Below are 19,856 nucleotides of genomic sequence, written 5' to 3'. Positions count from 1 at the left end.
TTGTGAACGACGACGTCCAGTCTCCCTTATTGGAATTTGCAGGCAATGTTACCTCACAAGACGGCGAAGACGGAATAATTCAGAAAATTTTTGAAACGCTCCCTCCCACAAATAGATTTTGCGTCGAATTTGGAGCATGGGATGGAAAATATCTATCTAATTGCTGCAACTTGATTTCCAATTTTAATTGGGGCGGATGCTTCATAGAAGCAAACCCTAACCGTTTTGAAGAACTAAGAAATAATCACGGATCGAACGACAAAGTTATTTGCATCAACAGGTTCATTGAGCTTGACGGCCAGAACTCTCTGGATAATATTTTGTCCTCAGCAGGCATTCCCAAGGATTTTGATTTTTTATCGATTGATGTGGATGGAACAGATTAGTTTATTTGGGAGAGCCTGAAAGAATACCAGCCCCGCGTTATTGTTATCGAATTCAACCCCACCATACCAAACGATATTATCTTTGTTCAGCCGAAATCTGATTCAATAAACCAAGGATGCTCTCTCTTAGCTCTCACGCTTCTTGGAAAAGAGAAGGGGTACGAACTCGTCTGCTGTACGGGCTGGAATGCATTTTTTGTTAAATCAGAATACTACCCGCGATTCAATATTCCCAACAATTCGATCAATTTCATCTACCGACCATATTACGATGGACGCATCTTTCACGGCTATGACTCCTATGTTTACGTAGTAGGAATGCCAAAATTGCTCTGGTCTAATATCTCTCTTGCTCATGATGACTTCCAGGTTATACCTGAAGCAATTAGGCGATACGGAGATGCACAAACCGGCCAGACTGATTGACAATAGCCATCAGACTTACGCTCCAGTGTCTCTGGTAAGCACCTCTGCGCGAACAGGTGTCGTCGCACAGCAGCCCCCAGCACTTTCAAGGTGTCATTCAGTGTTCGGCCCGGAGCCCGCAAGCAACCGTGACCACTCCATGGCTCGCGACTATGCCGCCCCACGACAAGGCAAGAGGGCCGCGCGGCGCCCCCTTGATCCGCCGCCCGAACAGTTCCGTTTCTTGCGGAGGGAGAGCGGCCCCGTGACCGACCCCACCGGGCACAAACGCCTGGAATCTTGGCAAGATTTCGAGTTATACGCCATGATCACGGCTTCAGCCAAATGTAGTAAAGATGCCGGCAAGTCGCCAGACGCCCGCTGACCGTTGCCGCTGAACGACCGACCCGCGAACTGATCAGCAACGACAAAAACAGCGTGGCCGAGTAATCGGCCAAGCTGCCTACGCGGCCGCGCGCTTCCCGTTCGCCAAGCTCCACACCCTTCACCTATCAGCGTGCCAGGTGGCCACCGGGAACTCGCTGCGGCGCCCACAAGAAGCAGGCAGGAACTCGATCTCGCGCTCGCTCCACTCGAAACGCGAGCCCGGCCCTGCCTGCGCCCGCCGCCATCGGGGGGGGCCTTGATCATCGTTCCGCCCACCGAGGCGGGTCGGTTGGCCGCCAGGCCGACCGACTGGGAGCGCCGCACCCCCGTGCGGCCCGGCCCATCAGGCACTCGCGACGCCGCGACCGCTTGCGAGACCTCGCCGCACTGGGGTGCGGCGCTCCCAGTGGCGGATTGATGATCAAGGCCATCGGGGGTCACCCCCGGCAGCCTGCCGCACCCTTGCGCGGTGCCGCGACGGCTAAGTCCGACCGGCAGCTAGGTAAGCTTAGGTGGCACCCGTCCTTGATAACGCCTAAACTAACGACCCACGAAGCCCACGTCCGTTTTACGCCCGTGAGCTCCCGCAGCCGAGCAATTGCCGTCCTAAATCCCCCACCAGGGACACGAAGCCTCGCTCGTAATGCTGTGCTACCGCTTCTGGCGGAATTGCGGGCTAATCATGCAACTCCTCCGATATTGTTACGACTATTATGATATTCGTCGCCCCCGCTTTTTTCCCGATCTCAGCGCTGTTTCCATCACATCGGGTCATCATGCACATCAACCCACCGAAGAGCGTTATTGGGTATGGGCGCAAGCTCCTGCCGTACAGACAGTTGCCGAAATGGGGGAGGTGGGCAAGCTATATGGCCGTAGGCACTACCAAGGCCTGGGACGGGCGCTGGTGGTTTCAGACGACCGGCCGGGGGTTCGCCGATGCCATCTGAAGAAATCGCAATTCGCGTCGACAATCTGGGTAAATGCTATCAAATTTACGAGCGTTCTCAGGATCGATTGAAGCAGTCGATCGTACCACGCATCCGTCAAGCCTTTGGGAAATCCGCGCCAAACTATTACCGCGAGTTCTGGGCTCTGCGCGATGTGGCATTTGAGGTTCGCAAGGGTGAGTCGGTTGGTGTCATCGGGCGCAACGGCTCTGGAAAATCAACGCTGCTGCAGATAGTCTGCGGCACCCTCACGCCTACCACCGGCAAGGTTTCGACCAGCGGACGGGTGGCCGCCTTACTGGAGCTTGGCGCGGGCTTCAATCCCGAATTCACCGGGCGCGAGAACGTCTACTTGAACGGCAGCGTGATGGGACTAACTCGGGCACAAATCGATGAACGTTTCGATGCGATTGCGGCCTTTGCCGACATCGGCCCCTTTATCGAGCAAGCGGTCAAGACCTACTCCACTGGCATGTATGTCCGACTGGCCTTCGCGATCATTGCACATGTGGATGCCGATATCCTGGTCGTCGATGAGGCCTTGGCCGTTGGCGACGCCATATTTATACAAAAGTGCATGCGCTTTATCCGTAGATTTCAAGAAAATGGCGCGCTATTGTTTGTCAGCCACGACACCAGCTCAGTCATGAACTTGTGCAGCCGTGCCATCTGGCTCAGCAACGGCTCTGTCCGCGGCGCCGGCGGCGCAAAAGAGGTCGCTGAAGCGTATTTGCAATACACAATGCAAGAAGTCTATGGCGATACAGTCGCTTTGGAGTCGGCACAACCCGCGGGTAACTTGGTCCCGAACCCGCCGAAAGACTTAGCATCGTCGGAGTCGGCGGAGGAGTCACATCCGGTCGATTCCGGCATGCAAGCCTCCATCATCGATCATTTGACAGAGGCAACTGGCTGGAAGACCGGCGCGGCGGAAATCCTCTCAGTAGTAGTCGAGAAGGTTGAGCCTGGAGCAGCGATTTTATTGAATGGCGGTGACCGGATAAGTTTGAATATTCTGGCGATTGCCCACCAGCCGCTCAATCGCCCCATACTCGGATTTGCTGTCCGTGATCGCTTAGGACAGATCCTTTTCGGGGACAACACCCTCGAATTTACCGACGCCCATCCCACGCCACTCGCAGCTGGCCAGCGATTTGTTGGCAAATTCGTTTTTCGCTTGCCGTTACTACCCAGCGGGCAATACTCGGTCACGACCACGCTCGCCAACGGCAGTGTCGAAGACCACGTCCAACATCACTGGCTGCACGACGCACTGCTCCTTAATGTTTCAACGAGCAAACGTTGGGGCGGGCTGGTCGGTATCCCGTTCGAACAGGTGACATTGGAGCCCTGCACTTAGCGGCGGCAATCAGTCATAGTTAGCGCTGATCCGGCAATCCGGCATAGGCTGTTGTCGGAACGGTTTTCTGAAGGGCATCACTTTGCCTTGACGCGCACAGTCACTCACCGCCCGCTCACTAAGTCTGAGACGTCCGATCTATATCCGGCATTTCCCGGGATCGGGCATAGCCAGATTTGTGTTGCGCCGGAATTGAAGACTTGCAACGAAGGGCTTCGGGGACGGCTGGCCACGGAGCCGGCCACTGCGACGACGGAGTACCATTGAATAGTCAATCAGTAGATAAGATGGCGTTGCCCCCGTTGGAGGCCGCACCGCCGGGCCAGCTCTGCACTAACCATGACCTGGCCGTTCGCCTGAATGAGATTCAAACCAGCGCATGCTGGCGCCTGGCGCGGCCGGTTGCGTCGCTCGAACGTCGGCTCCCTGCGACGATCCGCGCCTTCGCACTGCTGTTTGAGCTGGTTGCGGCAACGCTGGACCTGAAGCTCCCGCAATATTTGCGGCAACGTCACGATATGAGGGCGATCTACGCCTCCGGTCTGTTCGACGCAAATTGGTATGTGCAGCGCTATCCCGACGCAGCCATCGCCGGTCTCGATCCAGCGGTGCATTACCTGACTCAGGGCGCACGAAACGGCTATTGGCCGGGCCCTGATTTTGATCCGGTCGCCTATATCGCCGACCAGCGCCAGCGCGGCCCGGCGGCCGCCAATCCACTGCTTCACTATTTGCGCGGCGGAGGCGCCTCACTGCGGGAGTTAAGGCGTGCGAGAGCGCTCGCACCGACTCCGGCTGCACTTGGGGAGAAAGGCCGTGATCGTCGGTCGGGCCGCACCGAGACCGGAACGCAAAAAAAGATCCTCGCATCCGGGCTTTTCGATGCCGAGTGGTATCTCAGCGCCTATCCGGACGTGCGGGCAACAAACGCCGATCCGCTCTTTCATTACCTGACCCAGGGCTGGCGCGAGGGGCGTGCGCCAAGCGATAAATTCAATGGCCAGATCTATCTCCAGTGTCGGCCTGATGTCCGCGAGGCCGGGTGGAATCCATTGGAGCACTTTGTTCTTTACGGCGATCCGACCGATCCGTCCAACGAGCCCTTCACCGATTATTGCCCGCGGGCGCGCCGGGCCGTGATGGCGATGGTCGATCGTATCGCCTTCCTCGATCCTCAACTCGCGGCAACCGCCGCGAGTTGCCAGCTTTCTTCCCTGCCCTGCCACGACGGCCACGCGACCGGCAGCCTGTATGATGCATGGCGGGGCATCTTCGCAGCGCTTGACCGTCCCTATGATCGATTCGTCTGCGTGCCGCAACTCTCTCGGGGGGGCGCGGATTTTGTTGCGATCCACGCGGTACGCGCAGCGGTTGAACGCCACGGTCGGGAAGGCGTACTGGTGCTCGTTACGGACTCCGACCAAGCAGACGCCGCCCAGTGGCTGCCGACCACGGCGACGGTGCTTGTCGTCTCGGACTATGCTTCGCGCCTGTCGGCCGACGACCGCTCCAGGCTCGTTGAGATACTGCTCCGGGCAGTTAAGCCGAAGGCCGTTTTCAATGTCGATAGCCGAGCATGCTGGGAGGCAATCGAGCGCTGTGGCAAGGCGCTGGCAAGTTTCTGCGATCTCTATGTTGCATTTGGTAGCCAGGAACTTGCTCCGGACGGATCAAGCGCCGGCTACGCGGACCGTTATCTACGCGACAGCTTACCGTCACTGCGAAAAGTATACGCTGACCACGCCCGCGCGCCCGAGGCGCTGATCGAGCGGTTCGGCGTGCCCACCAGCCTGCTGCCGCGCCTCGCGCTCGTTCCGCAGCCCATCTGGGACCGATTGAAACCCCAGGGTTTCGCGCCAGCCGGGCCTGATGGCGTGTTACGCGTATTTGCGGCCGGACCGTTCAAACAGCAACATAACCTGGTCCTCCTAGCCAAGATCGCCGCGCTGGCGGTCAACACGGGACTCGATGTCTACGGCGCTGCGCACGAGGGCGATATTGACGCTAACGCCTTATGCAAGTTGGCAGACCGCTCGAACCGGTTCCGGTTGATGGACTCTGATGCGTGCTTCGAGGTGATTCCTACAGCAGATTACGGGGCGTTCTTGTTCACGTCGCTTTGCGATGGCCTGCCAAGTGTGATTCTTGCTGCCGCTGCGGTGGGTGTGCCGATTGTCACATGCGCCGTGGGCGGCATCGGCGAGCTGATCGACGATGACACTGGCTGGCTCATCCGCGACCACAATGATGTGCAGTGCTATGTCGACGCTCTCGAGCAGGTTCGCCTGCACCCTCAGGAGGCTCAGCGCCGCGTCGCTAATCTCTCGCTACGGGTTGCTTCCGTACACTCCTGGGAGGCCTACTTGGACGCGCTTTCGGCTTCCCCATCGTTCCTCGACTAACAGAGTATATGGCATGAGCGGTCCGCATATTTCGGTAGTCGTTAACGCACATCATGAGGGGCTCATCGCCGTGCCCAGCATACGAAGCCTTGCGCTGGCCGCGAGCTATGCGGCGCGCCGTGGCGTGCGTGTCGAGACGATTGCGTTACTTGACTGCAGCAACGATTTGACTGCCGATGTTTTCGCGACACACGCGGATCACCGCTGCGAGATTGTGCGGGTCGATATTGATGACCTGGGCCTATGTCGAAACCACGGCGCACAGCTCGCGCGCGGGGATTATGTCGCATTTTTGGATGCCGACGATTTGTGGAGCGAGAACTGGCTGATGGAGGCATTCTTGGCCGCGGAAGGCGACGACCGGATGGTCGTCTGGCATCCGGAGGCGAATCTATATTTCGGCGCCGCGACTCACATTTACCGCCATGTGGACATGGATAGCACGGAATTCGATCCGCTTAACCTGATGATTACGAACTATTGGACCGCATTATGTTTCACGCGTCGCACCCTCGTGATCGAGATGCCATATCGGACGACAGATTTGTCGAGCGGTATCGGTTACGAGGATTGGTCGTGGAACCAGGAAATAATCGCGCGAGGTGGGATGCATAAGACGGTCCGTGGTACGGCCCATGGTATTCGCGTTCGACAGCGTTCGCTGCTTCGGATGACGATGGCCGCGGCCAGCATTCCCCATCCGACGGATATGTATCGAAACATGCTGATGCGAAGATTGAAATCGGCGGCCACCTCAATCGGAAATTCGCAAACACACAGTTCTTGAACGGGAGGGCATCCGCTTGGACAAATTGATTTCTTCACCCCTAGGTAAGCGCTGATTAATTCATGGCCCGCGGGCCCGGGCCTCGCCAAGACTGTGGCTTGCGAGGCCGTCGCCGTCCGGATTCAGTATTAGTCAGGGCGGTTTCAAGGTAGTGGCGGCGTAGACTATTGGTGTTCTCGTTGCTAGGACGTTGCCAGGGGCTCTGAGGATCAGCGAAGTACACACGGATACTCAGCCGTCGCGCCAGTTCCTGATGGTCCTGATAACGGGCTATTTCCTTGCCCTGGTCAAAGGCGAGGGTCTTGCGCACGGCGGACGGCAAGGTGTCGCGCAGATTACCCCGCGGTCGCGTGTGTATATGGTAATAGATGGTCTCATGCGACCCTCAAGATTCGGCTCGTCAGGATGCATGTCCCTGAGTCTGCATACGACCTGCTTCGGCGACCAACCGGCCCTGAGGTCCGTGATCACCGTCTGCAACAGCGGCCCAGACTTCTTTCGGTTCATACACGACGTTCGCCGTCGCGGCCGGGGGCGGTTTCAGTCGACGCGCTCCGCCTTGCTGGGCAGATTCGCCAGAAACAGTAATATAGTCAGAGTATTGACGACCGGCTAGGACGCAGACCATGGCGGACTACTGCATCCACTCCGGCAAGGGCTGGGGGCACGCACGCACCCGCTCTTGCGCCCCTGCACGAATGCCGTATTCTATGGTCGGCGGGCCTCTGGACCCCGGGGGTGTCCGAGCGTCCACGCAAGTACAGGACGCGCGCGGATCACGCGGGGGAGTTGGTCCAACCGCTGCGGGAGCGCCCGCGATCGTACACGTCATGCCACTTATGAGACTTTCGGCGCAGTAGAAGGCAGGAAACGCCAGGCACCTTGAAGAGTGACGCTTAAAATTGGATAGCGAAGATTGTGCTGCATTGCAACAGTAGTTTAGCGAAAATAGCCGTGGTAACCCCTTGCTACAACCAGGGGGAATACCTAGAACGGACGATTATCTCGGTCTTGGGGCAGGATCACCCCAACGTCGAGTACATCATCATTGATCGCGGGAGCACTGACGCAAGCCTGGAGATTATCAGCAGATACGCGGACCGCCTCCGCTATTGGGCAAGCGAGCCGGGACTGAGCCAAAGCCACGCAATTAACAAGGGCTTAAGCCATGCCTCCGGGGACCTTCTTACCTGGCTCAACTCCGGTGACGTGTTTCTCTCCGGCGCCTTGACAGAGGTTTGCCGGGTCTACGCGGCCAACCCCGAAGCGGGGGCCATCGTGGGCTCTGGCGAGCTGGGCACGGCAAGTGATACCGCCGCACTCGAAGAAGGACCCGCAGAGTTCGACTTCACCTGGCTGCGCAAATGCCCGGACGCTGCTTTCTCCCAGTCCTCCTGTTTTTTCTCCCGGGGCGGGTGGGAAGCGTGCGGCCCCCTCGACGAGCGGTACGATTTTGCCATGGATCTCGATCTCTGTCTGAGAATGGCTCCTCTGTTTCGCTTTAGCCGAACCCGCCCAGTTCTTGAGCGACGCCTGATCCAGCCGAAAGCAAGCAACTCAGGCCTTTTTTTCCAGACCCAGGCGGAGGTGGCCGAGGTCATCATTCGCCATTGCGGCCAAGACGCGGCCCAGTGCTACATGAAGACGGCAGCCCGCCGGTGGGCGGAACGGGAAGACAGGGTCATCGCTCACCTCACCAGCGAATTTTCCCTACAGCGGGACAAACTCCTCAAGCAGATTGCGACCCTCGACGACCGGGCCTGCGAACTGCAGCGACAACTGGTCCAGCGGGAGCACAACCTTCGGGTCCAGATCGAGAAAGCTGCGGAGAATAAGGCACAGTATGACGCCATACACCACTCGCGGATTTGGCGCTCCACCTCTCCATTTAGAGCGCTGATAGGCAGGTGGCGGAGCAGACCTATCCCCGCCCCCGCAGACGAACTGCCCGCACCGATCGTCAAACGCGTTAACACCAAGTGGCCGGACACCAAACCACTGGTCAGCGTTATTATCCCGTGCTGTGATAACGGTCAACATATCCAGGTGACGATCGCTGCGATCCTGGCCCAGACCTTCAGTAATCTGGAGATCATCATCGTGGATGGCGGCTCCACTGACGGGTCCACCATCCGCGCCCTACGGCAAATGGGTACCGCCCGGATTTTCATCTATTCCCGAACGGAGCGCCATCCGGTGGCAGACAATTGCAGGTTCGGGATCGCAAAGTCCCGAGGCAAATACATCTGCTGTCTCGATATCGAAGATATCCTCAGGCCGACCTACCTCGAAAAGACGCTATTTCTCGCCGAGGCGTATGGTTACGATATGGTTTATCCCTCGCGTGAGGGGCTGGGGCCAAACAACGATACCTGGTCGATCGACCCCGTCCATTTCCTCCACTGCGCCGTCGGCGAAGAGCGCTCCAGCGCCGCCCTGGTCAGGAGGGATGCGTGGGATCGCGTAACGGGGTACCTGGACCGGAGTCGCGATGGGGCCCCTGCACCAGAAGGTCGGCACCGCTCGACGCGTCTGCTGCTGGGCGGTTCTCCGACCCGAAGAACTCCCGACCCACTGACACCGGCCCCACTGACCCTGTGCCGCATCCAAGACGAGGGGCCGCGCCCGCACAACGCGAGTTCGATCCAAGAACAGCCAAATATCATCCGGCAGCGAGCCCCCTCGCCCTTAAACATTGCAAGCATCAAAGCGTTGACGGACGGGCAAGAAGACAACTATCCCGTCGAAAATCCTTTCGTAAATCTCCATCAGAGGCGGCATGGCATCAACCTGCTGCTCGCCGTTCCATTCATGGTGCTGGGCGGGGCTGATGTCATCCTGTCCCAGATCACGCGCTACCTGACCGGAAACGGCTTCAACCTCACATGTATCACGACGCTTCCGACGCAGGAGCAATGTGGGGATAGCACGGCGCTGTACGAGCCGTCCACGCGCGAGATTTATCATCTCCAAAGTTTCCTCGGCCAGCCGCAGCAGTGGCGGGAATTTATTCGCTATCTGATCGAAGTAAAGGGGATAGACCTGCTAATGATCGTCGGGTCCGCGTTCGTCTATGATCTGCTCCCGGAACTGAAACAACAATACCCCTCCCTAAAGATCGTCGACCAACTTTTCAACGAGGTAGGCCACCTCAACAACAACCGGAAATACGCTTCCTACATCGACCACATCATTGTTGCCAGCGAGATGCTACGTTCCCTGCTGACAGAGAAATACGGTGAAAGCGATTTCCGGGTCGACACAATCGTCCACGGGATCGATGTCTACCATGAATTCAACCCGAGTTTCCCGGCCCCCCCCATGCCGCCGGAACTGGACGCCGCCCTGGTCGGCAGCCCCTGCGTGGTCGGCTATTTTGGAAGGTTTTCCGAAGAGAAATGTCCGCACCTATTCGTCGAGATGGCTAAGACCCTGGAAGACCATGGCAATCTGTTCTTTCTTATGACCGGCAACGGGCCGCAATACTGCGCGGTAAAGCAGCAGATCGCGGACCTGGGGCTGAGTCACAGGGTCTTTGCTCCAGGTATCGTAAGCGACGTCCGCCCCTACCTTCATCGTGCGGACATTGTCGTAATACCATCCCGCATCGAAGGAATTCCGATCATCCTCCTGGAAAGCCTCTCGCTCGCCAAGCCGGTTATTGCTTCTCGGGTCGGGGGCATCCCTTCGGTAATCGTTGACGGCGTGAACGGCCTGCTCTGTGAGCCTGGTGATGTCGTAGGGATTGCGGAAAAACTTTTGCGCCTTGAGGGGGATGAGGATTTTCGCAAGCAACTGGGACGCCGCGCGCGACAGTATGCCGAAGCCCATCTTGCTATAGACGCCATGAATGAAAAATACAGGTATGTCCTGTCAAACGTTATAAGCAAAGTCGCGAGTGATAGAGCATCATGAATCTGCGCAACAAGAAAGTCCTGGTTACCGGCGCTGACGGCTTCATCGGCAGCCATCTCGTAGAAACATTACTGGCCCAAGGTTGCCGGGTCAAGGCATTCGTCTATTACAACTCATTCAACTCCTGGGGGTGGCTCGATTACCTGCCGAAAGAGACCTTGCAGGAACTTGAGATTTTTGCCGGCGATATCCGAGATCCCAACGGCGTTGCAACCGCAGTCGCCGGCTGTGACCTGGTTTTCCACTTGGCCGCCCTGATCGGCATTCCATTTTCCTATCATTCTCCTGACTCTTACGTCGATACCAATATCAAGGGAACCTTGAACATCCTGCAGTCCAGCTTGCGGCAGGGTGTGGAACGGCTCCTGGTGACTTCTACCTCCGAGGTCTACGGCACCGCCCGCTATGTCCCTATCGACGAAAAGCACCCACTGCAGGGACAGTCACCCTACAGCGCAACCAAGATCGGCGCCGACCGTCTGGCAGAGTCTTTCTTTCGGTCTTTTAACCTGCCGGTCACCATCGTGCGACCGTTTAACACCTATGGCCCGCGGCAGTCAGCCCGCGCGGTAATCCCGACCATCATTTCCCAACTAGTGCATGGTATAACGGAAATCAAGCTGGGCAGCCTGACTCCAACCCGGGATTTTGTATTTGTCAAGGACACGGCTCGGGCCTTCGCCGAAATCGCCAAGGCTGAAGGAACAGCTGGGGAAGAGATTAATATCGCCACTGGCCGGGAAATTTCCGTCGGAGACATGGCTAATCGGTTGAAAGAGATACTGAACCCGGCAGCCAGAATCGTCGCAGACGACGAGCGGATACGACCGGAAAAATCGGAAGTCGAACGCCTCATCGGATGCAGCAGGAAGATCACCACACTGACCGCATGGCGGCCGGAGTACGACCTGGACGCTGGCCTTGCAGCAACGGTCGAATGGCTGAGGCAGCCGGCAAACATGAGCCACTACAAACCGCATATCTACAATATCTAGAGGACGGAAGCATGCGAGCAATTATTCTTGCAGGCGGCAAGGGAACCCGGCTGAAACCATTTACGACGCTCATTCCAAAGCCGCTGGTCCCGCTTGGCAATGAGATGCCAATCCTTGAAGTGGTCATCCGCCAGCTGGTAGCGCAGGGCTTTACCCATATCACTATTGCCGTGAACCACATGGCCAATCTGATCATGGCCTTTTTCGGCACCGGATCAAGGTGGGGCGTCGCCATCGATTATTCGGTCGAAGACAAGCCCCTGGGCACCATAGGCCCCCTCACCTTAATTGATGACCTGCCTGGCACGTTTCTGGTAATGAACGGTGATATCCTGTGTGATATAAACTATCGCGACCTCCTGGCATACCATGTCCACAACGGCAATGACATCACTGTCGCCGCCTACAAGCGGGATACCATGATTGACTTCGGAGTACTGCGATACGATGAGCGTAACGTCATTACGGATTTCATCGAAAAGCCCGCCTATGCTTTCGACGTAAGCATGGGAATATACTGCATCAGCAGAAAAGTCATCGCACAGTTGCCGGAGAATGAGCCCTACGGCTTCGATAACCTGATGATTGACGGCATCGCAAAACAACAACAAATCGTTGCGTGGCCGTTCGACGGCTTCTGGCTGGACATCGGGCGACCGGACGATTACGATCAGGCAAACGAAAATTATCACGAAATTAAGCAACGACTGGGGTTTGTTTAGATGCGCGTACTAATAACCGGGGCATCGGGGGCGACTGCCTCGCAGTTGTTACCGATGCTTTCGGATGAGCCGGGCAACGAGATCTTTTGTGCCGACCTGGCGGTGCCGGCGAGGCCCAACTGGCACCAATGCGACCTCGCCGACCGTGACCAGATTGACGCGCTGCTATCGACTGTCCGTCCCGACCGAATTTATCACCTGGCCGGAACCTTTAGCAACGATTACGAAACCGACTACCGATGCAATGTTGCTGCTACCAAGAATCTTCTGGACGGTTGCCTGGCCCTGAATTTGGCCTGCAGGACCCTGCTCATCGGAAGTGCCGCGGAGTACGGCTGGGTTTCCGCCGCCGAGAATCCTGTGGCCGAAGACCATCCGCTTGACCCGGTGAATGTCTATGGCCTGACGAAGGTCTTCCAGACTCATCTGATGAAAGCCTATGTAGCCGTGCACAGGCTCGACCTGGTTATGGCCCGGACGTTCAATCTTATGGGAGACGGGTTGTCGAACCAGCTGTTTGTCGGCCGCCTTCAGGAACAAATCCGCGCGTATCTAAGCGGGCAAATCGCTCGGATCAAGGTCGGTAACCTTGACAGCAAGAGAGATTATATCGCTATCGGACAGGCGGCGGCTCACTACCGTACGATCATGAACCGCGGGCACTCCGGAGAGGTCTACAACGTCGGCAGCGGAGAGTCTCTACCCATCAGGGAACTCCTGACACGGCTGCTCATGACTCATGGTATCCCGCCCGAGGCGATCGAGACCCTCCCGGCCGCCAATGTCAATAAGCTAGATATCCCCGATATCTATGCAAACATTGAAAAACTGCTACGGTTATGAGAACTGCAGGCAAACCGGCTCAACCAACATCTGGTGCCACCCGTGTCAGTGGCCACGAATCCGCCTCAGCGCCTCTCCAATAACGCGTCGCGTTGCCCTCAGCGGGCCGCCAATATACGGATTTCGAAAGTGACGGTAATAGAGAATATCGAGAAGCCGGTACCCGCGACGAGATGAGAGGCTGAGGATTTCGCTCCGTAACAGAGCGATTTCGTCCGCGCGCGCCTGTACCCCAGCGACCAGATCATCAAGCGCAAGCAATTTTTGGCGCAAACGATCAACCTCCCGCTGAAGATCGACCGCTCTGCTGCACATAATCTCATACTCCGCAGCTATTTTCGTAAGCGGTGCATCTTCTCGCGCCAGCCTTTGATCAACTCGCGAGGGCTGCTCGAGTGGCTTCTCCAGCGGGGTGCTATTGTCGACACTTGGGCACTGTCCAGTCATGCCGCTTCCTCGGCGCGAAAGATCTCCGCGACTCGCTGCTTAAAGGTCGCGGCGCCATGCCGACGCCGCATGAGTTCCTGTGCCGCTTTTCCCATGGCCAATGTCGCGCCCCAGTCGCGGTAGAGCTGATAGATTGCCCGCGCGTAGGCGAGACAGATGGCGTCATCATCGCGGAGGTCAGGTAGAAGGAAGCCTGCACGTCCATCCGCCATGGCGTCCCGAAGCCCGTTGAAGTCTGGCGCGATGATGGGTAACCCCCAACTCATGGCATCCAATACGACATCCGGAAAGCAATCGCAGTTCGTGGTATAAATGAAAGCATCGTAGGTCGCCGGCTCTAAGGCGTCAAAATCCAGATAGGGCCCCCTAAACGTCAGGCCTCCGCTTGCGGGAAAACGCTCACCGATGTTTACGTCTGTACCGGCGACGCCGAAGGCATCGATCGAAACCCCTGGGACCAACTGCAACGCGGCGCACGCGACGGCTGTTAGCAGCTTCGGGCGCTGTGCGTAAGACACACAAGATGCCCAAAGGAGCCGCATCTTGGGGCTATCCTCATCACGCGACGATTTCGTCGCGTGCTTGGCGTAGAGGCACTGCCACTTATTCGGAAAAATACCGAAACGCCGCCGGGCATCAATTGCCATACGCTCGTGATCCGTTATTATGAGCGAAAGCGCCAGAAGGTGGTTGGAAATGAAGTCAAAGCTGTAGCCAACCTCAAATGACTCCCCGCCAAGAAAGCAGTGGGACTCGGAAAAGCGATAGCAAATGTTCTTGAATTCACCCAGACAATGAGAATACTTGTTGTATAATCCGTGCGTGAACGGACTCACTTTCAGATGAATACGCGCTCGACTGCCAGCGCAGGCCAGGATCGTTCGAAACACCAGCTGGTCGCGGTCATCTTCAGTTAGATTCGGGACAAACCTGCATAGATCAAGACAAACCCAATGTGGCGGAAGTCTTGTTGGCCAACCGGGCCTCGTGCCGGGCTCGCCGGAGATCACCAGAAACCTGGTATCGGGCTCCAAGGCTTCAAGTGCGCCCAACACATCAAGGATGAGGCGCTCATCACCCTCCATGAGCGCCCCTGGAAGTAGAGCTATGTCGGTGAACTTTTCCCAGCCAACGCATTTGCAGACATCGAAGAATGCCTGCCCCCAGTGCTGCTCCGGCGGAAAGTTTACTGCACACACTTGCCCCCACTCCATACCATCACCCGCGATGCCAGGATCGATCCTGACCGCAGCCGAAACGAGCTCCATACAAGTAACATCTTTCAACAGTTCATCGCGAGGAACAACGTTTCGCGCTTGCTCACGGCGGCGCCGATATTCGTAATCACTTTGCGCTACGCGCTCAGCCTCGACGGCGAGGATGAAGCGCCGAGGCTCAAAAAGCGTCGAATGAGGAATCGCTCTAACCGAAATCATATTGGCCTGCCTTACCAAACTTCCCTCGCGTTGCCGATAGAAAAACAGCGTCTTAGGGGCAATTAAAAAACGATAGCTGCGGGCACGGAGCTCGCAATTCAGAAGCCAATCTTCGTAAGCAAAGCCTTTGGAAAGCCGAAGATCTGCATACTGGACATCTAAGAATGCGCTCCGGCGGATAAACAGTCGTGATATGTATGGATGCTTAAAGACGAAATCCGCAGCGGTGACAAACGAATCGTCGAAATACTTCAGGACCCACCATGCAGTGCCGAACGCAATGCAGTATTCCGGGAAAACAACTGATCGCCGCTCGGACTGGGCGATCAAATGCATGCACGTTATGCAGTTGAATGACATCAGGTCGTCCGAATCGGCGAGCCAAACAAATTCGCCACTGGCCGCGGCAATCCCAGAGTTCCGAGCCAACCCCAAAGACCCGTGTTCAACTTCGATGCAGGTAACTCGATCGACCCCAAACGTGTATGCCGATTCAAAAGCGGCCCTCGTCAGCTCATCCGAGCGGTCGAAAACGACGACAAGCTCGACACGTAGCCCGCAATGTTGGGCATAGCTCGCCGCCTCATAGAGCGACTGGAGCGTTCGACAAAGATAAACCGCCTCGCGGTAAATATTTAAGACAATCGAAACGTCAAATTCCGGCTTTTCCATATGCTTCGTAATCAAGTGTTACTGCCTGGCCAGAACACAGTATACCTGAAGTTCGCCCCTGTTTCAGGGCCGCCGGAAGGGATGGAGGCCAATGGTACCAAGGACTTCCTGAGGGACTTGCCCATTTCCGATCAACCACTTTGGAGACTGCCGATCCCAAGCGCCGGCTCTCCAGCACTTGGTGGAGCCCTAAATCCACAGCGACCGACTTGGCCAATGCCGGAGTTCTGGGGTCTTCTGCTATTCATAACAGACTTGGTTCCAGCTTATCAGATTCATCGGGCCACCCATTGAGTGAGCGGTCTGCACGCGGCGTCGCTGCTCAGGAGCGCAGGTTGTGCGAATCTGACCGCAGCGGGTGGTCGGCGAATTGATCTTCAACGGCCGCGGCGTGAGCGGGTGGACCCTGGGCGCGGGCTGTCGGTCGATGCGCTGAAGCACATCGACCAGCTAGTCAATGGCGTGGAGTTCGCCGATGCGCACCAGGGCCGGGGCCCTGCCCGCAGGCGCCATGTCCCGGGCGCGCTCGAACTGGCGTCGGGTATGCGTCCGGCATTGAAGCATTGGCGTTGCCGGTTCGTACGGCATACTGCACATAGGCGCTGTAGCCGTCGGTTAGCGACACCGCGTCGCGTCGCGCCTCACCGGCTCCCCGATCGCCCCTTTTCCCAACCGGGCGCACATGGATGGCCGCGCGGGAGGATCGGTAGGGGAAGACGATGTCACCTCCACCTCGGTCGTCGATGTCACCCCTGGTCGCCCTGAGATTCCCCTGGCAGAGTGCCCGGACCCAGGCGACCGGCCTTGCTCTGGGTCTCGTCCATGGCCTTGACCCGGCAGGCACGGATCGCCGCGGGCCGGCCGGCGACGAGCGAGGCGAGGAGCACAGCGCCACGGCCGGCACCTTCCGGGTCAGCCATTGGCGGCTGGCCGTGATCCCCGTGGGCAGCGGGCGCTGGCGCTGCCGTTACTGCGGAAGGTGGTGGAGGAACTTGTCGATGACCAGGACAGCGAGTAGCCACGCGTGGGCGGGCCCGCCGTCGAACGCCCCCGCCAGGGCTGGTGCGCGGTGCAGGGTGTCGTCCTCCTTGCGCTTGACGGCCAGTGGCGCAGGGACTTGAGGATGACATCGCTGGCCGGGCACTGGGCCGTCCGATGGGTGACCTTTTCGCCGATGACCTCACAGGCGTCCGCCGCCCACGACCGCGACGGCGCGGCCCGCCAAGCCCCCCAACTGTTGGCGGTTGCCGCGTAACGCGGGCCGGCCGGGGCGATGATCAAAATCCAACCGTTGCGCGGCCTGCCCAACACTCCTTATCCGCGACCAGGAATGGCGCCCTCCCCCGTTTCGGTTTAAACTAGAACTTTAGGTCATGCGCACGATCCCGGGTCGTCCGAATGACCCCGCCTACGAGCCCCGACACCAATGAATCCGCATCTCGAGCACTCGTCATCGCCACGACAAATGGCCTTCAGCTTCTGGCATAACCGCGGACTGATCAATCAACTGGTTCGACGCGAAGTAATTGGACGATACCGTGGCTCCATGCTGGGGGTTGCCTGGTCCTTCTTTAATCCGATGCTCATGCTCTTGGTCTACACTTTCGTGTTTTCCGTGGTATTCAAGTCACGCTGGGGGCAGAGCGACAATGAAAGCCAGGCAAGCTTTGCCGTCTTGCTATTTGTCGGAATGATCGTTCACGGTTTGTTTGCCGAGGTTGCTAATCGTGCACCCATGCTGATTTTCGCGAATGTGAACTACGTCAAACGCGTGGTGTTCCCCCTCGAGATATTGCCTTTGGTAGCAATTGGCTCCGCCCTTTTTCACGCGAGCGTGAGTCTCTTGGTCCTGCTACTCGCGCAAGTTGTCTTCGCGCATGAATTACATTGGACGATAGTGCTTTTCCCCCTCGTTGTGATGCCGTTGGTGCTGGCGACCATGGGCGCCGCATGGTTCTTGGCGTCTATCGGAGTTTACGTCCGGGATATTGGTCAGACCATCGGCATCGTTACAACCGTAATGATGTTTTTGGCACCTGTTTTCTACCCACTCTCATCGCTTTCGCCAAGGTATCAGGCCTTGTTGCAGATCAACCCACTTACCTTCATCATAGAAAGCGGACGCCAGGTGCTCTTATTTGGGCAATCGCCAAATTGGTACGGCTGGACGCTCTACCTGGCCATCAGCATGCTGGTAGCATGGGGTGGATTCTGGTGGTTCCAAAAGACACGCAAGGGCTTCGCCGATGTCGTCTGAAGAGCCTGCCATAAACGCCACGAATCGCCGCGATTTTTGCCGGACGCACGACCTGTCCCACGGTCGCCTGCGACAACCGAATTGAGCCGCACGGCGGCACCGCCCCCCCCCGGACCGGTCGAATTATCGACCCGTGCTCCGGGCACGGCATGAGCTATCACTTTAGCTCCGCAGCGACGAGACCGTTGTCATTGCCGGCTACTATGGTTCGCGCAAGTCGACCCTCCGGAGAGACCTTCGGCGTGATGGCACACTCAAGGGATTTGGTCGGTTACTTCCCGAAAATTGATTCTTGAGATAAATCGCACAGAAAACGCCACCGGAATACTCGGCAAGATTAAATCGGGAAGTAGAGCAAATGAATTTCATCGCCGAACGATTAGGCCATACCGCGGATTATCCAATTCGACTAGAGCACTACCATCGCTATGCCGCAATTACCCAACATCTGCCTGGAAAGGACGTACTCGATGTGGCATGCGGTGAAGGCTACGGCGCCTCCTTTATGGCCGCCTTGGCGCGATCTGTGGTCGGGATAGATATTTCAGGGGAAGCAGTCCAACGCGCCTCATCCATTTACCGTAAATCAAATCTCGAATTTCGCCATGGCAACGCGACCGCGCTGGATTTCGCGAATTCTTCATTCGACGCAGTTGTTTTAATTAGAAATCTTGAGTACTCTGCCGAGCAGAGGCAAGTGCTCGCCGAAGTGCGACGAGTACTGCGTCCAGCTGGGTTGTTATTTATCGCGTCGCCCGACCACCCGATGTCTGTTTCGGAAAATGGCGAACCCAGTAGGGCCGGCATCAAGGAACCCGCTTTCGATGAATTCGCGCAACTGCTGAAAACGTACTTCCCAGCCATCCATTATCTTAGCCAGCGCATGTTAGTTGGCTCGGTTATTCACAGCCTTAACGGGCAAGCGACCGCTTTTCGCACCTCGCGCGGTCATGGCAGTGACATTAGACCAACCCCCGGACATTTGGAAGATCCTGTTTATTTGCTAGCCGTTTGCGGCGCGAGTCACGCCGATCTTCCCTGCTTGGACGCATCGGTTCTTTTTCCGAATAATCGCGATTTACTTAAACAATATTTTGGCTTCGCAAGAGTTGCCCGGTCATTGGAAAATGCTGCCGCCGACCGCGATAACCAGGTCGACGAATTGGACCGGGCGCTGGCCGAACGCGATCGACAGATCGCTGCACTCAGGGATACCGTGCAGCAGTCGGCAGCGCAGGTCGGGGAACTTCTGTCATCCACATCATGGCGCGTCACCGCACCACTACGCGCTTTGCGACCAATTTATCTTCGTATCGCTCACCTAATCCGAAGCCCGCTGCCAACAGATGAAAAGGTGGCCGTTACGCGAGCCAATATTGACGCCAAACCGAATCCTGGCTTCGACCTGAGCGACTACCCGCATATCGCGGCAGCCGACACGAATTCCCGCCACCATTATTTCACTTACGGAGTGCATCATAAAAGACCAGGAGCTCAACCTATTGTCCATGGCGACCTCAATCACCTCAACTCGACCAAAGCAACTGTCCTGGTGGTAAGCCATGAGGCCTCCCGGACTGGCGCACCGATCCTTGCACTGAACATCGCTCAACACTTGCGAGATAAATATAATGTCATCGCATTGCTCTTAGGGACTGGTGAGTTAGTCGCTGATTTTCATTCGGTTTGCGATGCAGCAGTCGGACCCGTCGCGCAGCCCGATGACCCGGCGGCCATTTGCCAGATTGTTACGAGAATCTGCACGACCGCGAGGCCGAAATTTGCGATCGTCAATAGCATTAGGTCCAGGGTCGTGCTTCCGAGTTTAGCGCAATTTTTTGTACCGACGCTGTCGCTCATCCACGAGTTTGCGTCTTACACAGTGCCCGTAC

Annotated in this window: 13 protein-coding genes and 1 pseudogene; 10 read left to right on the top strand and 4 right to left on the bottom strand. The window is 57.2% G+C overall.

Annotated elements, in window-relative coordinates:
- The 4 genes from QZY44_RS13895 to QZY44_RS13880 form a co-directional block, all read left to right on the top strand.
- On the top strand, window positions 1-386 hold a 386-nt coding region (locus QZY44_RS13895), incomplete at its 5' end, for a hypothetical protein (protein ID WP_295447169.1).
- Window positions 387-2,117: 1,731 nt separating this feature from the next.
- Window positions 2,118-3,488, top strand: coding sequence for an ABC transporter ATP-binding protein (locus QZY44_RS13890; RefSeq protein ID WP_295447167.1), 1,371 nt, complete (start codon window positions 2,118-2,120; stop codon window positions 3,486-3,488).
- 263 nt (window positions 3,489-3,751) lie between these two features.
- Entirely contained in the window at window positions 3,752-5,890 is a 2,139-nt protein-coding gene (locus tag QZY44_RS13885) for a glycosyltransferase (RefSeq protein WP_295447165.1), read from the top strand.
- A gap of 13 nt (window positions 5,891-5,903) precedes the next feature.
- Window positions 5,904-6,677, top strand: coding sequence for a glycosyltransferase family A protein (locus QZY44_RS13880; RefSeq protein ID WP_295447163.1), 774 nt, complete (start codon window positions 5,904-5,906; stop codon window positions 6,675-6,677).
- A gap of 148 nt (window positions 6,678-6,825) precedes the next feature.
- On the opposite strand, the pseudogene QZY44_RS13875 reads toward QZY44_RS13880, so the two are convergent.
- Window positions 6,826-7,011: pseudogene (locus QZY44_RS13875) on the bottom strand (IS30 family transposase); the annotation flags it as partial.
- Between the two features lie 584 nt (window positions 7,012-7,595).
- Between QZY44_RS13875 and QZY44_RS13870 the strand changes: the two are divergent.
- Genes QZY44_RS13870 through QZY44_RS13855 form a run of 4 tightly spaced genes read left to right on the top strand, consistent with a single transcriptional unit; the run spans window position 7,596 to window position 13,152 of the window.
- Window positions 7,596-10,592 (top strand): glycosyltransferase, encoded by a 2,997-nt coding sequence (locus QZY44_RS13870; RefSeq protein ID WP_295447161.1) that lies wholly within the window; start codon window positions 7,596-7,598, stop codon window positions 10,590-10,592.
- A complete protein-coding gene (locus tag QZY44_RS13865) occupies window positions 10,589-11,587 on the top strand; it encodes an NAD-dependent 4,6-dehydratase LegB (RefSeq protein WP_295447160.1) in 999 nt (332 codons plus the stop codon). The genes QZY44_RS13870 and QZY44_RS13865 overlap by 4 nt, the downstream gene beginning before the upstream one ends.
- Before the next feature lie 11 nt (window positions 11,588-11,598).
- Window positions 11,599-12,309 carry a sugar phosphate nucleotidyltransferase gene (locus tag QZY44_RS13860; RefSeq protein ID WP_295447159.1) on the top strand — a complete coding sequence of 237 codons (711 nt, stop codon included), beginning with the start codon at window positions 11,599-11,601 and terminating at the stop codon, window positions 12,307-12,309.
- Entirely contained in the window at window positions 12,310-13,152 is an 843-nt protein-coding gene (locus QZY44_RS13855; RefSeq protein WP_295447158.1) for an NAD-dependent epimerase/dehydratase family protein, read from the top strand. It abuts the gene before it with no gap.
- Between the two features lie 443 nt (window positions 13,153-13,595).
- Here QZY44_RS13855 and QZY44_RS13850 read toward each other — a convergent pair whose 3' ends face one another.
- The 3 genes from QZY44_RS13850 to QZY44_RS13840 form a co-directional block, all read right to left on the bottom strand.
- Window positions 13,596-15,707 (bottom strand): glycosyltransferase, encoded by a 2,112-nt coding sequence (locus QZY44_RS13850; RefSeq protein ID WP_295447157.1) that lies wholly within the window; start codon window positions 15,705-15,707, stop codon window positions 13,596-13,598.
- A 746-nt stretch (window positions 15,708-16,453) separates the two neighbouring features.
- Entirely contained in the window at window positions 16,454-16,627 is a 174-nt protein-coding gene (locus QZY44_RS13845; RefSeq protein WP_295447156.1) for a hypothetical protein, read from the bottom strand.
- A gap of 47 nt (window positions 16,628-16,674) precedes the next feature.
- The gene (locus tag QZY44_RS13840; protein WP_295447155.1) at window positions 16,675-16,851 is read right to left on the bottom strand and encodes a hypothetical protein; all 177 of its coding nucleotides are present in this window, start codon (window positions 16,849-16,851) and stop codon (window positions 16,675-16,677) included.
- Window positions 16,852-17,133: 282 nt separating this feature from the next.
- Between QZY44_RS13840 and QZY44_RS13835 the strand changes: the two genes are divergently transcribed.
- Window positions 17,134-17,964, top strand: coding sequence for an ABC transporter permease (locus QZY44_RS13835; RefSeq protein ID WP_295447154.1), 831 nt, complete (start codon window positions 17,134-17,136; stop codon window positions 17,962-17,964).
- A gap of 358 nt (window positions 17,965-18,322) precedes the next feature.
- The coding region (locus QZY44_RS13830) for a class I SAM-dependent methyltransferase (protein WP_295447153.1) at window positions 18,323-19,856 on the top strand (1,534 nt) is incomplete at its 3' end.

Source organism: uncultured Thiodictyon sp. (assembly GCA_903837595.1).
Lineage (GTDB): Bacteria > Pseudomonadota > Gammaproteobacteria > Chromatiales > Chromatiaceae > Thiodictyon.
The sequence above is the reverse complement of the archived record's forward strand: the minus strand, read 5'-3'. Positions and strand labels throughout refer to the sequence as shown.